Source organism: Pontibacter sp. GD7 (genome assembly GCF_058216375.1).
Genome location: NZ_JBYZMP010000020.1, coordinates 1 through 17051, shown reverse-complemented (window position 1 = coordinate 17051; position 17051 = coordinate 1). Strand labels below are relative to the sequence as shown.

General features: G+C 46.5%; 15 protein-coding genes. 4 read left to right on the top strand and 11 right to left on the bottom strand.

All coding sequences use genetic code 11. The features are described 5' to 3' along the window. The 7 genes from lptE to AC4BAP_RS19105 form a co-directional block, all read right to left on the bottom strand. Nucleotides 1-528, bottom strand: a complete 528-nt coding sequence (lptE, locus tag AC4BAP_RS19135; protein WP_490584290.1) for an LPS assembly lipoprotein LptE — start codon at nt 526-528, stop codon at nt 1-3. Continuing rightward, nucleotides 512-1789 (bottom strand): sigma-54 interaction domain-containing protein, encoded by a 1278-nt coding sequence (locus AC4BAP_RS19130; protein WP_490584289.1) that lies wholly within the window; start codon nt 1787-1789, stop codon nt 512-514. The genes lptE and AC4BAP_RS19130 overlap by 17 nt, the downstream gene beginning before the upstream one ends. Nucleotides 1790-1902: 113 nt before the next feature. Further along, entirely contained in the window at nt 1903-3336 is a 1434-nt protein-coding gene (miaB, locus tag AC4BAP_RS19125; protein WP_490584288.1) for a tRNA (N6-isopentenyl adenosine(37)-C2)-methylthiotransferase MiaB, read from the bottom strand. Nucleotides 3337-3515: 179 nt separating this feature from the next. Then, nucleotides 3516-4808: an anthranilate synthase component I family protein gene (locus AC4BAP_RS19120; protein ID WP_490584287.1), complete on the bottom strand. Its 1293-nt coding sequence runs from the start codon at nt 4806-4808 to the stop codon at nt 3516-3518. A 13-nt stretch (nt 4809-4821) separates the two neighbouring features. After that, on the bottom strand, nt 4822-6294 hold the full coding sequence (locus AC4BAP_RS19115) for a tetratricopeptide repeat protein (protein WP_490584286.1): 1473 nt from the start codon (nt 6292-6294) through the stop codon (nt 4822-4824). Nucleotides 6295-6338: 44 nt separating this feature from the next. Then, nucleotides 6339-7070 carry a zinc ribbon domain-containing protein gene (locus AC4BAP_RS19110; protein WP_490584285.1) on the bottom strand — a complete coding sequence of 244 codons (732 nt, stop codon included), beginning with the start codon at nt 7068-7070 and terminating at the stop codon, nt 6339-6341. Between the two features lie 3 nt (nt 7071-7073). After that, the gene (locus tag AC4BAP_RS19105; protein WP_490584284.1) at nt 7074-8177 is read right to left on the bottom strand and encodes a Nif3-like dinuclear metal center hexameric protein; all 1104 of its coding nucleotides are present in this window, start codon (nt 8175-8177) and stop codon (nt 7074-7076) included. A 65-nt stretch (nt 8178-8242) separates the two neighbouring features. On the opposite strand from AC4BAP_RS19105, the gene lpxK reads away from it, so the two are divergent. From lpxK to AC4BAP_RS19090, 3 genes are all read left to right on the top strand, one after another. Then, a complete protein-coding gene (gene lpxK / locus AC4BAP_RS19100) occupies nt 8243-9295 on the top strand; it encodes a tetraacyldisaccharide 4'-kinase (protein ID WP_490584283.1) in 1053 nt (350 codons plus the stop codon). Nucleotides 9296-9382: 87 nt separating this feature from the next. After that, nucleotides 9383-11278 (top strand): putative porin, encoded by a 1896-nt coding sequence (locus tag AC4BAP_RS19095; protein WP_490584282.1) that lies wholly within the window; start codon nt 9383-9385, stop codon nt 11276-11278. Between the two features lie 172 nt (nt 11279-11450). Continuing rightward, nucleotides 11451-12059: a MiaE family protein gene (locus AC4BAP_RS19090; RefSeq protein WP_490584281.1), complete on the top strand. Its 609-nt coding sequence runs from the start codon at nt 11451-11453 to the stop codon at nt 12057-12059. A gap of 483 nt (nt 12060-12542) precedes the next feature. Here AC4BAP_RS19090 and AC4BAP_RS19085 read toward each other — a convergent pair whose 3' ends face one another. Then, nucleotides 12543-13808: an asparagine synthetase B gene (locus AC4BAP_RS19085; RefSeq protein ID WP_490584280.1), complete on the bottom strand. Its 1266-nt coding sequence runs from the start codon at nt 13806-13808 to the stop codon at nt 12543-12545. A 134-nt stretch (nt 13809-13942) separates the two neighbouring features. Between AC4BAP_RS19085 and AC4BAP_RS19080 the strand changes: the two genes are divergently transcribed. Next, nucleotides 13943-15184 carry an ABC transporter permease gene (locus AC4BAP_RS19080; RefSeq protein ID WP_490584279.1) on the top strand — a complete coding sequence of 414 codons (1242 nt, stop codon included), beginning with the start codon at nt 13943-13945 and terminating at the stop codon, nt 15182-15184. A gap of 351 nt (nt 15185-15535) precedes the next feature. Here AC4BAP_RS19080 and AC4BAP_RS19075 read toward each other — a convergent pair whose 3' ends face one another. The 3 genes from AC4BAP_RS19075 to AC4BAP_RS19065 all read right to left on the bottom strand — a co-directional run bounded on the left by AC4BAP_RS19075 (nt 15536) and on the right by AC4BAP_RS19065 (nt 16853). Beyond that, nucleotides 15536-15988, bottom strand: coding sequence for a GNAT family N-acetyltransferase (locus tag AC4BAP_RS19075; protein ID WP_490584278.1), 453 nt, complete (start codon nt 15986-15988; stop codon nt 15536-15538). Nucleotides 15989-16026: 38 nt separating this feature from the next. Then, the gene (locus AC4BAP_RS19070; RefSeq protein WP_490584277.1) at nt 16027-16248 is read right to left on the bottom strand and encodes a hypothetical protein; all 222 of its coding nucleotides are present in this window, start codon (nt 16246-16248) and stop codon (nt 16027-16029) included. A gap of 101 nt (nt 16249-16349) precedes the next feature. Then, nucleotides 16350-16853 carry a hypothetical protein gene (locus tag AC4BAP_RS19065; protein ID WP_490584276.1) on the bottom strand — a complete coding sequence of 168 codons (504 nt, stop codon included), beginning with the start codon at nt 16851-16853 and terminating at the stop codon, nt 16350-16352. Nucleotides 16854-17051 lie beyond the last annotated feature (198 nt).

Sequence of the window (17051 nt, the reverse complement as noted above, 5' to 3'; positions counted from 1 at the left end):
CTACCAGTCTGCTACAGTTTTATTAAAAACATCTACCACCAGGCGTTCTGTCATGGCGTCGATTTCGGACGGGGAGATCTGTGTAACATCACGCCCTTGCTGGAAATCCTGTGAGATGCTGAAAAGTCTGTCAAAGTTTTTATCAGGGCTCTTTGCATTAGTGAAACGCACTTGTATACCCAGTGTAAGCCTGTTCAAGCCAGCAATATCGTTTACACCTTCACGCTGAATGGCGGCAGGAGTATAAGTAAAACTAACAATCTGTCCTTCCAATTGCAAATCTCCGTCACGCTGCACTATGTTCAGGTTAGAGTTGCGCTGGAAAAATGTTTTAAAGTTATTGGTAACCAGCTGGGTAAGATTTGCAGGGCCCTCACCGGTACTGTTCTCAAAGTTTTGAATGGAAATGGTGCGCACATCCGGTGGCAAGGTAGCCCCGGAGAAAGAATATATGCCGCAGCTGTTGCATACCAGTACCAGTACAGGCAATAACAACAACCATGCTTTTTGTCTAATCCTCAATGTCATACTGCTTTAGTTTGCGGTATAGTGTCCTTTCTGATATTCCCAGGTCCTGAGCGGCATACTTACGTTTGTTGTTGTGCTTTTTCAGGGCTTTAAGTATAAGTTCTTTTTCTTTATCCTCTAAAGATAGGCTTTCTTCTTCTGTTTCGTGCGGAATGTCCTCCACTTTTTGTTCTTCATAATCCTGGTACTGCGACTGCTTAACCGGAAGATAGAAGGCGTCCTGGGGCTGTGGTTCCTGATGCTGGTAGGTTGTTCTGCCGTTTACGGTTTCGATGCCATCAAACAGGTGACCGTGCTCTTTGATCAGCTCCTGCTCGTTATGCTGGTTTGTCATGATCTCGAACACCAGTTTTTTCAGCTCAGAAACATCCCGGCGCATGTCGAACAACACTTTGTAAAGTATGTCGCGCTCAGAAAAGTGCTGCTCCGATGAGGAGGCTTCTTTGCTTAGGACAGCTGGCAGGTTGCTTTGCTCGCGGGGCAGGTAATGCCTCAGTTTATTTGCGTCGATCTCACGGTCATACTCTAATACCGAGATTTGCTCTACAATATTCTTTAGCTGACGGATGTTGCCCGGAAATCTGAATGCTAGCAGTTCCTGTACGGCATCGGGTGTCAGTGTTATCGGCTTAACTTTATACTTCTCCGAAAAATCTGCGGCAAACTTCCGGAAGAGCAGGTAAATGTCGTCGCCACGCTCACGAAGCGGGGGAACTGTGATCGGAACCGTGTTCAGGCGATAGTATAAATCCTCTCTGAAGCGACCTTTCTCGACAGCATGCAGCAGGTTTACGTTGGTAGCTGCCACTACACGCACATCTGTCTTCTGAACCTTGGATGAGCCTACCTTGATAAACTCGCCGTTTTCCAGTACGCGCAGCAGGCGGGCCTGCGTGCCAAGTGGCATTTCGCCGATCTCATCCAGGAAAATGGTACCGCCATCCGTTACCTCAAAATATCCTTTACGTGTTTCGGTGGCCCCGGTAAAAGAACCCTTCTCATGGCCGAATAACTCGGAGTCGATGGTGCCTTCTGGTATGGCGCCGCAGTTGATGGCAATAAACTGGCCGTGCTTGCGCGGGCTCAGCTGATGGATGATCTTGGAGAACGACTCTTTGCCACTGCCGCTCTCACCGGTAATAAGCACCGTCATTTCGGTAGGGGCCACCTGTGCCGCCACCTGTATGGCATGGTTTAGCAAGGGTGAGTTGCCAATTATGCCAAAACGCTGCTTTATACTTTGTATATCGATGTTGCGCATGTTATTTAATGTGTTAATGTGTTTAATGTGCTGATGTGTTAATTTCAGTAATGTGCCTAAATATTAAAGTAAGTAACTCGATCAGCACATTATTAAATTAAACAATTAACACATTAATCTACCGCCTCCCCGAACAGGGTTCCTACGCTGCAATCGTGTACCAGCACGTTTACGTAGTCGCCTTTTTTGTAATGCTTCTTATCGAAGATCACTACTTTGTTCTGGTCATTGCGGCCGCTAAGTTGCTCGTCTGATTTCTTGGATGTGCCTTCTACCAGCACTTTATGCACCTTGCCTATATCGCGCTTATTGCGGTTAAGCGAGGTTTCGCGCTGCTTGTTTATGATCTCATCCAGGCGACGCTTCTTCACCTCCAGCGGAATGTCATCCACCAGTTTTCTGGCTGCCAGTGTGCCTGGGCGCTCAGAGTAGAAGAACATGTACGAATAGTCGTACTGCACGTAATCCATCAGGGTAAGCGTATCCTGGTGCTCTTCCTCCGTTTCAGTACAGAAACCAGCGATCATATCAGATGAAATGGCGCAGTCCTCGCCAAGTATGGCTCTGATTGCATCCACACGGTTAATATACCACGCACGGTCATAAGTACGGTTCATTAGCTCCAATACTCTGGAGTTACCGCTTTGCACTGGCAGGTGTATGTATTTACAGATGTTGTCATACTTTTTTATAGTATACAACACCTCATCTGTAATATCTTTCGGGTGCGAAGTGGAGAAGCGAACGCGCAGTTCCGGAGACACCAATGCTACCATCTCTAGCAGTTGCGCGAAGTTCACGTTTTCTGTACCGTCCTCAGAAGCCCACTTGTACGAGTCTACGTTCTGGCCCAGCAGTGTAACCTCCTTATAGCCCTGGTCAACGAGAGCCTGCGCCTCACGCACGATAGAGTGCGCATCGCGGCTACGCTCACGGCCACGGGTAAATGGTACCACGCAGAAAGAGCACATGTTGTCGCAACCACGCATGATGGAGATAAAGGCACTTACCCCGTTGCTGTTCAAACGGATTGGGTTGATGTCTGCGTAGGTTTCTTCACGCGAAAGCAACACGTTAACCGCTTTCTGGCCACCGTCTACTTCGTTTATCAGGTTTGGCAGGTCGCGGTATGCGTCCGGTCCAACCACAAGGTCAACGATTTTTTCTTCCTCCAGCAGCGATTTTTTCAGACGCTCCGCCATACAGCCCAGCACGCCAATCATCATATCCGGCTTCTTCTTTTTGAAGTAGTTGATCTGGCCCAGGCGATTGCGTACCGTCTGCTCCGCCTTCTCACGGATAGAGCAGGTGTTCAGGAAAACAAGGTCTGCCTGTGCAATGTCGGAGGTAGTGTCGAAGCCGTTCTCGAACATGATCGACGATACGATCTCACTGTCAGAGAAATTCATGGCACAACCATAGCTCTCTATGTATAGTTTTCGGCTTTTGCCGGTATGCGTTTCCTGGGTAATGTGGGTGGTATCACAAGCTGCAGCTTCTTCTGGCGTGCGGCTATCTATAAAATCTAAATCTACTATCGGATCCATGCTAAATCGTTTACTGCTGCAAATATACTATAATCTCTTCAAAACCGTGACAGAATGGCAGCTTTAATCAATTTTGTGTGAGTGAATGTGTGAACGAGTGAGTAACTATTGCTAAATGGTTTAATTGTCAGATTGTTAATTCGTATTAAACCCTTTTATTCAATCATTCACTCAACCACTCATTCAAAATTCAACACTTTAAGTATGGCCTTAGCTTTTAGCAAGCACTCTTCATATTCCTTCTCCGGGTCTGAATCATATGTAATGGCGCTGCCTACCATGAAATTCAGATATTTAGTGGTGGCATTGTATTGGATACTTCGGATCACGACGTTAAAGTCGCAGTCGTTTTCCGGTGTAATGTAGCCAAACGTTCCGGAGTATAAGCCTCTTTTGGTGTCTTCCAGGTCTTCTATCAGCTGCATGGCGCTAATCTTGGGTGCTCCGGTCATGCTGCCCATCGGGAAGGTGCCGGCCAACGCGTCTACCAGGTCATTTTCAGGTTTAAGTTCGCCGGTTACAGTAGAGATCATCTGCGATACCTGCCTGAAACCGTATATGCCGAACATTTCCTCCACCTGCACGGTTCCGATGGCGCAGGAGCGGCTCAGGTCGTTGCGCACAAGGTCCACGATCATCATATTTTCTGCCAGTTCCTTTTCGTCATGCCGTAGCTGGTGCTGTAGCTGTGCATCCTCTTCTGGTGTATTGCCCCGGCGAATGGTGCCTTTTATCGGTTGCGAGATAAGCTTAGTTCCTTCCTTTTTCAGAAAACGCTCCGGCGAGGCGCACATCAGGTAACGGTCGTTATACTTCAGGTAACCGGAGAATGGAGTGGGGGAAGCCGTGTTTAAAGCAAGGTATAGGGGCAAGGGTTCAACAGCGGCATCTTCTGCATAAAACTCCATGCAGTAATTCAGCTCATACACATCGCCTTCCAGAATGTGATCTTTGATCTTCTCCACATTGGCTTTATACTTTTCCCTGGATACTTTCTGCTGTATCTGCAGGGGCGCTTTGCGGTAGCTTTCCGGGGCAGGTGTGGCAAGTATGGCTTGAAGTATAACCTCTGGTTTTATGCCTGAACTGCTTATGCTTATGCTGCCATTGTTAAAGTATAAGTATACCTCTGGGTGGAAGAAGGCTGCCACTGGAAAACCTATGACGTCCGCGTTTTGACTGCTGAGTTTTTCTACCTGGTTCTTCAGATCATACGTCAGGAAACCGCAGATAAGGTCATGTGGTTGCGACAGCTGTTGCCTTATACTTTGCAGCACATCAAACTGGTCAATCTCAATGCTTTTGCCAGAAGACACAGCCAAAAGGTGCTCAAAGCCACTGTGGGGGTAAGTGATGTTGTTCGGGTTGTAATATGCCACCAAAGGGTGCTGGTCGGCCCATGCCAGCGCCTTTAACCTGAATTCCTCCAGCGTTACGGGAATTTTGTTTGCCTGTATGGTAGTGGTAAACATCTTGGTAAAACTACTATAAGGATGCGAGTGCCAGTTTCGCCTTCGCATCGATACTGTTCTTGTATTCGTGGTCGCGGTAACTCATGGCTTTCTTAAAGTATACTTTGGCCAGCGATTCCTGCTTTTGCTCTTTGTAAAGATAGCCTAACTGCAAGGCCGCATGCGGGGCAAAGTATAAATTGCTGTCGCCACATACCGCAATAGTATTTTTGTAGAACTTAACTGCCTGCACGGTGTCCTGCAAACCATGGTAAACGCGCGCTTTCCGGTAAGTATACTCAGCCTGCACAGCCTGTGAAACCGGAGTTGTATCCAGCAGGTTAAGCGACCTGAGCGCTTCTAGGTAATACCCGCCATCCGACTGCAGCCTGGCCAACAGCAGCGGTTTTACGGGCTTTTCTTGTTTCAAAGTATACTTTGCCGCATACTTGTCTTCTTCAATCTCATCGGTGCCCACCTCGCTGATTTTATTGTAGTACCAAAGCGATTGCGGCTGATGGTTACTGAGCAAATAAGCCAGATGCAGTTTAAAATGGGCTGCTTTCAGGTAGTGTTTTCCGTTGTGCTGTTTCAGAAATGCCTGGTTGTGCGCCACCGATCTGTCGTAGTCGCCGCGGTACAGGTAGAGGTCGGCGGCCATGTGCTGCAGGTATGGGAAAGTAAGGTACTCGTTGCCTGTAGGTCTGTTACTGAAATGCCTCAGCGCCTGTTCGCCGTGTTTGGTTTTCTTGAGCATGTGCATGGCCGCAAAACTAAAGAGCAGGTTGTCGGGGTGCTGCTGTGTCAGGCTTTCAATGATTTTAATGGCCTGCTGTTCCTGTTTCTGGTCTGCAAGGTGCAGGGTAATGGCATACATGGCCTGTGCCTCTGCCTGAAACGGGTTACTTTGTGTAGCTGCGATCTTAAGGTTGGCCAGTCCTGTTTTTATACTTCCCTTCATCCCGATGATGTTCAGAAACCATTTGTAGTTATCCGGAACCGACCCGATAAGCACCTGCAGCATGCCCAGCGTTTTTTTGTTGGGTATAAAATCGGGGTGACGTTTAGCCACAGAAGTATAAATAAGGTAGGCCTGGCGTATATCCCAGGCTGCTGCTAATTTATTGCCGAACAAAAGCTTACATATGCCTAGCTGCATTCTCACTTCTGCCTGCGCATAGGTTTTCCAGGGCGTGTTCTCTTTAAGGTTTTCCAGGCGGCTTAGCCTTTTCTCCTGGCTTTGGATCAAGGCATCGAACATAGCAGGGTCCTGTTCTATGCAGATCGTCAGGAAGTCGGCGTAGTTGGCGACAAGCAGGGCGGCGGCGTTGTTGGGGTTAGCGAGCAGTTCCTGGTTTGCATACTGCCTTCCGGCATCTACTTTTAGCTTTAGCAGTTCCTGGTGCGCATGCAGGGTGGTTTTATTATAAACGGAGAGGGCACGAAGGGGCAAGGTGCAAAGCAGGACCACGCAAAGCGCCAAAAAAAAAGGATGGGGTTGAGCCATCCTTTTTAAAATTATATGCAAGCGTTTTACGCTCAAGGTACTAGTTAGTATACACGCTGCTCAACACCAGCCAGAATACGGCCGCAGTGCTCACATACGATCACTTTCTTCTGTGCTGCAATGTCAGCCTGACGCTGAGGAGGTACGGTGTTGAAGCAACCACCACATGCATCACGCTTCACAGTAACTACTGCCAGGCCGTTGCGCACGTTCTTACGGATACGTGTGTAGGCGCTAAGCAAACGGTCCTCGATGTTAGAGGCGGCTTCTTTGCGCTCCTGCTCCAGCTTGTTTTCTTCTTCTTCGCTCTCAGAAACGATCTGCTCCAGTTCGTGCTTTTTGTTATCAAGGTCTTTGCGGCGCTCATCAAGGCGGTGCTTCGTTCCTTCGATATCATTGTTTTTCTGCTCGATCTGGTAGTGAGCCTCTTTTATCTTCTTTTCAGCGATCTGGATCTCCAGTTTTTGAAGTTCGATCTCTTTTGTGATGGCATCGTACTCGCGGTTGTTGCGAACATTCTGCTGCTGATCCTCATACTTGCGGATAAGACCTTCTGCGTCTTTGATAGACTGCTTGCGCTGCGCGATAGAATCGTTTAATGCGGCAATCTCATCATCAAACTTACGAACCCTCACTTCATAGCCTTCAATCTCATCTTCCAGGTCCTGAACCTCTTCGGGTAAGTCACCTCTAACGCGTCTAATCTCATCAAGCTGCGAATCGATGCTCTGAAGCTTAAGTAAAGCTTCCAATTTACTGGCTACAGTACTTTCCATGTATTAAAAAGTGTATCTGACAGGGTTTGTGTTTACGTTCGTTAAATAGACTGCAAAATTAGTAAACTTTTTGGAAATAGTATCATAAAAAATCTCCTTTGTAAATACCTCGCTTTCGTAATGGCCAATATCGGCGATCATCATACGGCCCTCAGCATCGAAGAACTCGTGGTATTTTACATCGCCTGTAACCAGTGCATCAGCGCCTTGGAGTAAAGCGTCTTTTATTAAAAAGCTGCCTGAGCCGCCACAAACAGCCACGTGTTTTATATTTTTATTACCCACTGAAGTATATCGCAGTCCCTGTAATTCCATCTTTTCTTTCAGGTAAGCCAGAAAGTCTGCCTCGCTTAGTTCCTGTTCCAGTTCGCCGATCACGCCGATGCCCACCTCCTGGTTCTGGTTTTCGAGATTGTACAGGTAATGCGCCACTTCCTCGTAAGGGTGAGCCGCTTTAAGTGCCGACAATACTTTGCCTTGCAGGTAGGCCGGAAAAATTACTTCTATCCGGTTCTCTTGCACCTGCTCAGGCTTACCGCACTCACCAATTTTAGGGTTGGCATTATTTGATGGCAGAAACCTGCCGGTGCCCTGTACCTGGAAACTACAGTTACTGTATTCGCCAATGTTGCCTGCGCCTGCTTCATGCAATCCCGCCAGAACCGCCTCGGTGTTTTCTGTGGGTACAAAGGTTACCAACTGCATCAGGGTTTGTGGTTTGTTTACCAGTATCCTTTGTTTTTGCAGGCCTAATTTTGTGGCGATCTTGGTGTTTACGCCATTTACAACGCTATCGAGGTTTGTGTGGCTGGCGTAAATGGCTATGTTGTTTTGGATGGCTTTGATGATTGTGCGCTCCACATAATTCTTACCCGTAAGCGACTTTAGCCCTTTAAAGATAATGGGATGGTGTGCCACGATCAGGTTACAGCCCTTGCTGATGGCATCGTCCACCACCTCCTCAGTACAATCCAGGGCAATCAGCACGGCCCGAACTTCGTCGTCGGGGTTACCGGTAAGCAGGCCGGCATTATCGTAACCTTCCTGGTAACTTAGCGGGGCCAGTTGCTCCAGGTGGTTGGTAACGTCTTTTATACTTGTGATCATAGTTTCGATTTCTTTTTGGCGTGTGGCTTTAAAATTAATCCTAATTTTGCTTTAGCTAAAATGATATGGTGAAATATCTGAAATTACTGCTCTGGCCATTCTCGCTGCTTTACGGTGCTGTTACGGGCTTTCGCAATTTTCTATACAATAAAAGTATACTTTCGGCCACGGCTTTCGACTTGCCAGTTATTGCCGTTGGCAACCTGACGGTGGGTGGTACGGGCAAAACGCCGCACGTAGCGTATTTGCTCCGCCTGCTCCAAAAGTATAAAATTGCCACATTAAGCCGGGGCTATAAGCGGCAGACAACCGGATTTATACTTGCGGACTCCACTTCCACAGCTCAACAGCTTGGGGATGAGCCGTACCAGTATCACCAGGACTTTGGCAATGTTGCAGTTGCTGTGTGCGAGAAAAGGGTAGAGGGTGTGCAGCGCCTAAAACAACTGAGACCTGAGACAGAAGTGGTGATCCTGGACGATGCCATGCAGCACAGGGCCATTAAGCCTTCCCTGATGATCATGCTGACAGACTATGGACGTCCGTTTTTTAAGGATTTTATACTTCCGGCCGGTTTGCTGCGCGAAAGTAGAGATGGAGCCAAACGTGCAGATGCCGTGGTGGTGAGCAAGTGTCCGGCGCAGTTAAGCGAAACCGCCATCGCAAAGTATACTTCCAGCATCAGAAAGTATACGAAACCTGGCACTCCCGTATTTTTTTCCACGTTTAAGTATGGCAATCCTGTCCGTATAGGTGAAACCACGGAGGTTACTAAAAAAGTTATTTTACTTACCGGCATCGCCAATCCCAAACCGATACAGGACTACCTGAGGCAGGCAGGTTACGAACTTGTAAAAAGCTTCACTTTTCCGGACCACCATCATTATACTACCCAGGATCTGCTTGAAGTAAAGGATTTTACTGCAAAGTATAAGTCAAATGAAATCAGCATAATAACCACCAGTAAAGATGCCGTTAAACTTGCAGCGCCAACCCTAATCTCTGTCACAGAATCACTGCCATTATTCTACCTGCCCATTGAGGTTTCCTTTATAAAATACGCCGCTGTTTTTGACAACCTGGTACTCGACCATGTGAGGCAAATGCTGGAATATTAAGATCGTATCTGCCGTTCAGGCTTTACATTTCCCATTAAGTAAAATGATGTAGCATGCTTGTTATGCTAAAATCACTAATTTTGAACTGTGAAAATTAAGTTACTCGCCGGATTTATACTTGTAAGCTGTCTGTTGACAGGCCGCGTTGCTACTGCGCAGATCATTGATGATACGACTAAAGTTGTTTTTAGCCCTAAAACCACGCTTCAGCTTTACGAACGCGATGTGCTGGAAGGGCGTTTGCAGCGTAGCCGCATCGATACGGCTATTACAAACATGCACAACGAGCGTTTCTGGTACAACGACACAGCTTATTTTCAGCATTTAGGCAATGTGGGTACTGCTGCCAAACCGCTTTTCTTCAGAATCCCACGCAAAATTGGCGTAAGGCTTGGTAAAAACGTGTTCGACAGGTATGCCTATGATCCTGAGACTATCAACTATTTCGATACACGTTCGCCGTACTCGCATTTATACTATGTGCAGGGGCAGCGCGGTGAGCAGGTATTTGAAGGCATCTATGCCCGTAACATTACCCCGCGCTGGAATGCAGGGGTGGCCTACCGCATACTTTCTGCCAACAAGCAGCTAGGGGCCCAGCGTAGAGAGGGTCTTATAGACAACCAGGCTGTAAAGGCTTTCTCGCACTATACTTCCGAGAACAAAAAGTATGATCTGTTCTTCAACTATACTTTCATGAAGGTGGAGCAGATCGAAACTGGCGGCATTCAGCCTGCCCCAAGTGATTCGTTTGAAGATCTTTTTGACTACGAGCGGGAGCAAATTAACCTGCAACAAGCCTCCACGGAAGAGTCGAGAAACGGCCTGCACCTGACAAATATCTACAAACTTGCCGGCGAGAACCTGAAGCTATACAACACAACCAACTGGTACCGCCAGGCAGATGAGTATTCCGATAACTCCTTTACGTTTAATGGCGAACCAAGCAGACTGGTGTTTTACCCGGACACCTTGTTTACCGGTGTTAGAACAGCCGACAGAACGATCTACTCTGAGGTGCAAAATCAGTTTGGGTTTACCGGTAACAGCAGTATCTCTTTTTACAAGGCTTATTTAAAATACCGTTATGCCAGCGTGGAATACAGCGTGCTTGACTTTGTGCGACGAAATGCAGCCAGAACAGAGTTAAGGCGAAGTGAAGACGCTGCTTTTAACCAACTGTTTGTGGGTGGTGAGTTGCGCCTGTTTTATGAGAATAAAGTCGAGTTGCAAGTAGACGGAGAGTTCCAGATATCGAATGATTACCGTGTGAAAGCCCAGGGCAAACTCGCTGGTTTTTATGCCTCGCAGGAGCGTGTGCTGCGTTCACCATCACTGGTGGAGGAGTTTATGATCAGCAACCACTTCCGATGGGATAACGACAATTTTAACAGCTCCGTGATCGACAGGTCTGAAGTTGGGTTTGCGGGTAAGATAGGAGACAGGCAATACGTGAAGCTGGGTGCAAATTATACCAACATCAAGCGTTATATCTTCTTTAACGAGCAGGCGGCACCGGAGCAGTTAAGCGGCAATCAGCGTTTCTGGGGAGCAAATATCCAACATCACATAAACTTTGGCCCGGTACACTTCGAGAATTTTGCTGCCTACACCAACACCGATGAGGCCTCAAAAATTAGAATTCCAGAATGGGTAATCGACTCCAAGTTATACTACCAGGGCTTTATTTTCAAGAAGGCCTTGTACGGACAATTTGGTGTGCAAGCGTATATGCCAACCGGTTATTTTGCGGATGCTTACATGCCGGTTACACAGCAGTTCTACCTGCAAAACAACTTCGAGTTGAGAACTTACCCGGTAATTGATGTCTTTATCAATGCCGATATCAAAACCCTGAACGTATTCCTGAAAATGAGCCACGTAAACGACGGACTGTGGGAGCCGGGTTACTTTGTTACCCCATACTACCCAGGCATGCGCCGCAGCTTCATTTTCGGCATTAAATGGATGTTTTTTGATTAATAAGCTTAAGCTTAATTGTTAAATGGTTTTAGTGGATCTGTGAAGCTTTAGGAACTGTACTTGTTTTGGATCGGTGATAACCTGAGGATTAAAATATCTAGGTTTATACAAACAACAATTTAACCATTCAACAATTTAACCATTCAACCATTCAACAATTCAACATACAACTATGTCTGAGTTACAACCAAATAAAACCATACTTCGCCTGGAGTTGCCTACTGACCCGAGGTGGGTGAATATTGCGGAGAAGAATATAGAAGAGATACTGGTAGACCACGCGTACTGTGAGCAAAAAGCTGCGACCTCTGCCATATCGCTTATAGTGAAGTACCCCGACAAAACGAAGCTGGTTGATGAGCTTACTGATCTTGTTGCCGAGGAATGGAGCCATTTTGAGCGCGTACTGGAGCAGCTGAAGAAGCGTGGTTTTGGCCTTGGCCGTAACCGCCCCGACGAGTACGTGGTGCAGCTTAGCAAGCACATCCGCAAAGGCGACAAACGCGAACGCCAGCTAATGGACCACCTGCTTGTAAACGCCCTGATAGAGGCCCGCAGCTGCGAACGCTTTAAACTGCTCTGGAAAAATATCCAGGATGAGGAGCTGCAGAAGTTCTACTACGAACTGATGGTTTCGGAAGCTGGCCATTATGTAAGCTTCGTGAAACTAGCCAAAGAATACATGCCTGCTGAAGTTGTAGATGCCCGCTTTAAAGAACTGCTTAAGATAGAAGCCGAAATCATCCGCAACCTGGAGCCACGTCCGGACAGAATGCATTGATATTCGTTGTTCGTTAATCGTTGTTCGTTTTTCGATCGTAGAGACTTTATTATCGTTATTGGTTGTTGGTTATTCGTTGTTGGATTTGTAGAGACGTAATATTTTGCGTCTTGTTTGCTACAGGCAAGTACGTTTATTTTTGACATTGTAGAGACGCTATACCTTGCGTCTTGCCAGCAACAGCGCGAAATTTCCGCTTCAGCGATACCTGTTAATGTATATACAAAAGTATAAACAGCCTGGCGGACCTCACAGCGTCTTCCAGACCTGTGAGCGTCTCAGCATTATAGCAAACAAGACGCAAGGTATTGCGTCTCTACAGATTCTCGATCAACCAAGCAAGTCCTACCACTTCGTAGCAAAAAGACGCAAAATATTGCGTCTCTACAACTCTAGAGCAACGAGCAACGAATAACTAACAACTAATTACCATTATTGCATCTCTACTCTCGAACAACGAATAACTAACAACCAATAACTATATCACGTCTTTTGTTTTTTCTTTTTAGCTGCCGGGAAGAGGATGTTGTTCAGGATTAGGCGGTAACCTGGAGAGTTTGGATGTAGGGCCAGATCGGTGGGGTCTTCGCCAACCAGGTGCTGGTAATCCTCAGGGTCGTGGCCGCCATAGAAGGTCCAGGTGCCTTTGCCATAGGTGCCGTGCATGTAGCGTATCTCACCCAATTCATTATTTTCTCCCATCACCACTACTTCCGGTTTAACCAATGATTTACGGAAGGCAGTTGTCTGCCCCATAAAACCCTTAATAGTTTTGGCGTGGTTCTGTGTTAGCATGGTCGGGATGGGGTCCCATTTGGCTGAGAAAGTAAACAGCTGAAAGTAATCGTTTGCCTCCGTTACACGACGTTCCTGTGGCTGCATATCGATGTTGGAGTACTCATACTCTAGCGGGTTTCGGGATATCTTAAAGTCCTTGAAAGCAAATGTTTTAGCGTAGTCCAGTTTACTTTGTGCATTAGGGTCTGCCGCGTCGCCGTCGAACATGGCTTCTACTATGTCCACGCCTTCTGCTGCCAGGGCAATATCGTAGGTATCGGTAGCAGAGCACATGGCAAACAGAAAACCGCCGCCGGCACAAAATTCCTTTATCTTGTTTACCACAGCCAGTTTTAACTGCGATACTTTTTTAAACCCGAGTTTTGTCGCCGATTCTTCTGCCTCGCGCTGCTGCTCCTGGTACCAGGGGTAATGGCGGTAACTGGCGTAAAACTTACCGTATTGGCCTGTAAAATCTTCGTGGTGCAGGTGTAGCCAGTCATACTTTGGCAGGTTGCCTTGCATTATTTCCTCGTCATATATTACGTCATACGGTATTTCAGCATAGGTCAGTACCAGCGTTACGGCATCATCCCAGGGCATTTTCGATTTAGGGGTGTATACGGCAACTTTCGGTACTTTCTCCAGCTTCATGATGTCCATGTTGGCTTCCGGGTTGCTGATCTGATTCAGGATGCCGTTGTACTGCGCATCCGAGATCACATTGTAGCTTACGCCGCGAATGATCAGCTCATTTTCCAGTTGCGGCATGTGGTTGAAGGCAAAGCTGCCGCCTCTGTAGTTCAGCAGCCAATCCACGGGCACATTTTTGCTTAGCACCCAATAGGCCAGCCCATACGATTTCAGATGATCTTTCTGCGCCTCGTCCATGGGCACAAGTATGGTGCTTGCTTTTGCCGATACTGAAAGTATAAATAGGGTGATCAAAAGCAACGTGGTACGGAAAATCATCGGGTTCGTATTTAAAATATTACCAAATGTATAAAATTGATACTTATTTCATAGAAAGACGCTAACTTAGAAGCAGCGCTTTTTTATACTTAACGACAAATCAGGGAAAAGCGCACAAAAAAACTTCCGGACTCATGAATCTTTTGGAGAACATACGGGAAGGCCTACGTGCCATCCATGCCAACATGTTGCGAACTATACTTACCGGACTGATCGTTTCGATCGGCATTATGTCATTGGTAGGTATACTTACGGCTGTTGATAGTATGAAATATTCCCTTACCCAGACATTCTCCAGTTTAGGTGCAAACTCATTCGACATACGCAAAAAAGGCTTTAACGGCAGGGGAGGTCAGCAGGGAAGAACCGAAAGGGTATATCCAAACATTACCTACGAGCAGGCCATCAAGTATAAAGAGCTGATGTCTGACAATGCTAAAGTTAGCTTATCGGCTAATATTTCGGGGGCCACAGTGGTAAAAAGCGAAACAGACAAGACCAATCCCAACATTTCGGTGGTTGGCGGCGACGAGTACTATCTGGAAACACAGAACCTGGTACTGGAGTCGGGTAGGGGTTTCTCTAGTTTCGAGCATGAGTTTGGTTCTAATGTGGCTATTATTGGCAGTGAGATAAAAAACAAGCTGTTTAAAAAGCAGGACCCTAATGGGCAGTACATCACCATGCTGGGCCGCAGGTTTAAGGTAATTGGGCAACTGGAGTCTAAGGGCAGCAGCATGGGAGGCGGCAGCGACCGCAGGATTATCATTCCATTGGAAACAGGGCGGCAGATACCCACAGTTGGGGGCACAGAGCTAACTTACGCAATCAAAACCGCTATACCAAAACCTGAAGAGCTAGATTATGTAATGGGGGAGGCCACCGGTATCATGCGCAACGTGCGGCAGGATCCTTTAGGGCAGGAAGAATCTTTTGAGATAAGAAGAAGCGACTCGCTTTTGCAGAGCCTGAACGAGATATCGGGTTACCTGAAGGTAGGTGGCTTTATCATCGGTTTTATTACCTTACTGGGCGCCTCGGTTGGTTTAATGAACATCATGATGGTGTCGGTTAATGAGCGTACCCGCGAGATAGGTGTAAGAAAGGCCCTTGGGGCCACGGCACTTCAGATTCGGCAGCAATTCCTGATCGAGGCCATTGTAATTTGTATACTTGGCGGCCTGGTTGGTATATTCCTGGGCATTATGATGGGTAACGGCATCGCCTCATTGATCGGGGAAGGCGGATTTATTGTGCCATGGCTCTGGGTTTTTGTAGGGCTCACGATTTGTGTAGTGGTGGGTGTGTTGTCGGGTTATTACCCTGCATCCAAAGCATCTAAGCTCGATCCGATTGAGTCGTTGCGGTACGAGTAGAAGACCTGACAGTAGTTACAAACACCCCTGCACCCCTCTCAAGAGGGGATTTACCTCCCCCAGCCCCTCCTTTTGTCGAGGGCCCCTACCCCCAAAACAGGAGGGGAGCACTTGTGGATTAGTGTCTCCCTTTTAGGATTGTGATGTTAAGTTGTACCTTATTCTGGCGCGAATCTCCAGATTCGTGTCTTAGAGTGAATGTTGAGTCTCTGACTTAACTGGAGCAGAGGCCCAGCTATTTCCGTGTAATTTACTAGGTTGAAGCGGCCCTACTACCGATAGGAAAATTACATGCACGAACTAAATTCCCCTCTTGGGAGGGGTTAGGGGTGGGTAAATCGCCTATAAGGTTTATACTTTGTGTGCTCTTTTGCTGAGCCAGTTTTCATAAGTCATCTCAAACCTGATCTCGTCTGGACCATGCAGACCTGTTGTTTGCCAGCCTTGCCTGCGGTAAAATTTCTCGGCTCTGGTGTTGAATTCTGTGCTAAGCCAGATGGTTTCCTGTTTTTGGCCGAAATACCAGTTTAACATGGTGTCGTGAAGCTTTTTGCCAATGCCAAACCCTTCGTATGCTGGTCTGAGAAAAAGCGCCCACACATTGTTTTCTTTAAGGTCAACTATGGCAAAGCCAGTCAGTTTGCCATCTACTTCGCATACCCATCCTTTACCACGAACTGTTAAGTATTCGGCGCAGAGTTGGTCTTTCACCAGGCTTGGGTCTGATAAAATGTTTTCCTTAACAGAGTGCCGCACCACCTGTATTTCTGGGATGTCAAAAGTATGAGCTTCTCGGATGGTCATGGAGTGTATGGGCTGTGCTTTGTGGTTGGAGCAGTATGTTATAATTCGGTAAATATCTTTAATAGTATACCTGTTACTACAACACCGACGATTTTTAATTTTAGGCCATATGCATTAAGATCAACAAAACTTTCCTCATCATGTCTTCCCTTACCGCTCACAACTTCAGAAAAAGAAGGCCACGACTTTCCTTTAATTATACTTAAAGCAAGCAAATACAGCCAAAAGTAAACAGCTCCTAAATAATCAAACAAATACATTGAAAAGGTGAGCTTTTATAAATTGTCAATTCTATATGCACGCTAACTGGGTGGTATAGCAGATGGCGAGGAATTTGTCGTAGCCTTACTGCTATATATGGTTATGCGTTTGGTTTTTTTGTCTGTCGGGATTTTCTTTGTTCATAGTCGCCCAACAGTTTATTCAATACCTCAACTCTTTCCTCGTCAACTAGTTCGGTTTGACAAAGTTGGTCAACCATAATATTAACGTCATAAAATTGGTTATCGGAAGTTATTCTACCTTTTTCAATTATTTTGTCAATCCTTTGATAGTAAGATTTAAAAATATCGATGTCATATCTTGTCTTCTCTTGCAGATACTTATTAAACTTTAAATCTCCTGTTTCAATTTGCATCTCTGTTAAATCACGAAACCATTGTTTTAGTTTAGTCAGTCTGCCCTTTTGAAAGTGTTCTTCTGCTTGCTTCTTTAGCCCTTTGTAATGTTCATCAGAGTCAAAGTCTGCAGTTTTTATTTGCATTATTTTATTATCAAGAAAATAGTCAATTGTCGCCAATACCAAGTCCCTATATTTTAATAGTTCCTCTTGCTTGTCGTCCTTGTTGAGTTTGTTAATTGTCATCTATTGGGTTGTATTTTAAACTGCCTCACGGCTTGTATAGAAGGCGAACGAGGCGTAGCCGTAGTATGGCTTATATATCTTGTGTGCGCCCAGCATGGCGCGAGTCATATTTCTCTAGAAATATACTCAGATTATCCAGAGGGTGCAAGTCCCTTATTGGCAAGTTGGCGAAGCCGATTAGCAAGCTGCAAGGGTGGA

Bases quoted from the DNA above. Each gene is read 5' to 3' on its own strand.
- AC4BAP_RS19110 (WP_490584285.1), bottom strand. From the start codon at position 7,070: ATGGAAAGTACTGTAGCCAGTAAATTGGAAGCTTTACTTAAGCTTCAG.
- AC4BAP_RS19075 (WP_490584278.1), bottom strand. From the start codon at position 15,988: ATGACCATCCGAGAAGCTCATACTTTTGACATCCCAGAAATACAGGTG.
- AC4BAP_RS19115 (WP_490584286.1), bottom strand. From the start codon at position 6,294: ATGGCTCAACCCCATCCTTTTTTTTTGGCGCTTTGCGTGGTCCTGCTT.
- miaB (WP_490584288.1), bottom strand. From the start codon at position 3,336: ATGGATCCGATAGTAGATTTAGATTTTATAGATAGCCGCACGCCAGAA.
- AC4BAP_RS19130 (WP_490584289.1), bottom strand. From the start codon at position 1,789: ATGCGCAACATCGATATACAAAGTATAAAGCAGCGTTTTGGCATAATT.
- lptE (WP_490584290.1), bottom strand. From the start codon at position 528: ATGACATTGAGGATTAGACAAAAAGCATGGTTGTTGTTATTGCCTGTA.
- AC4BAP_RS19090 (WP_490584281.1), top strand. From the start codon at position 11,451: ATGTCTGAGTTACAACCAAATAAAACCATACTTCGCCTGGAGTTGCCT.
- AC4BAP_RS19070 (WP_490584277.1), bottom strand. From the start codon at position 16,248: ATGTATTTGTTTGATTATTTAGGAGCTGTTTACTTTTGGCTGTATTTG.
- lpxK (WP_490584283.1), top strand. From the start codon at position 8,243: ATGGTGAAATATCTGAAATTACTGCTCTGGCCATTCTCGCTGCTTTAC.
- AC4BAP_RS19105 (WP_490584284.1), bottom strand. From the start codon at position 8,177: ATGATCACAAGTATAAAAGACGTTACCAACCACCTGGAGCAACTGGCC.
- AC4BAP_RS19065 (WP_490584276.1), bottom strand. From the start codon at position 16,853: ATGACAATTAACAAACTCAACAAGGACGACAAGCAAGAGGAACTATTA.
- AC4BAP_RS19085 (WP_490584280.1), bottom strand. From the start codon at position 13,808: ATGATTTTCCGTACCACGTTGCTTTTGATCACCCTATTTATACTTTCA.
- AC4BAP_RS19120 (WP_490584287.1), bottom strand. From the start codon at position 4,808: ATGTTTACCACTACCATACAGGCAAACAAAATTCCCGTAACGCTGGAG.
- AC4BAP_RS19080 (WP_490584279.1), top strand. From the start codon at position 13,943: ATGAATCTTTTGGAGAACATACGGGAAGGCCTACGTGCCATCCATGCC.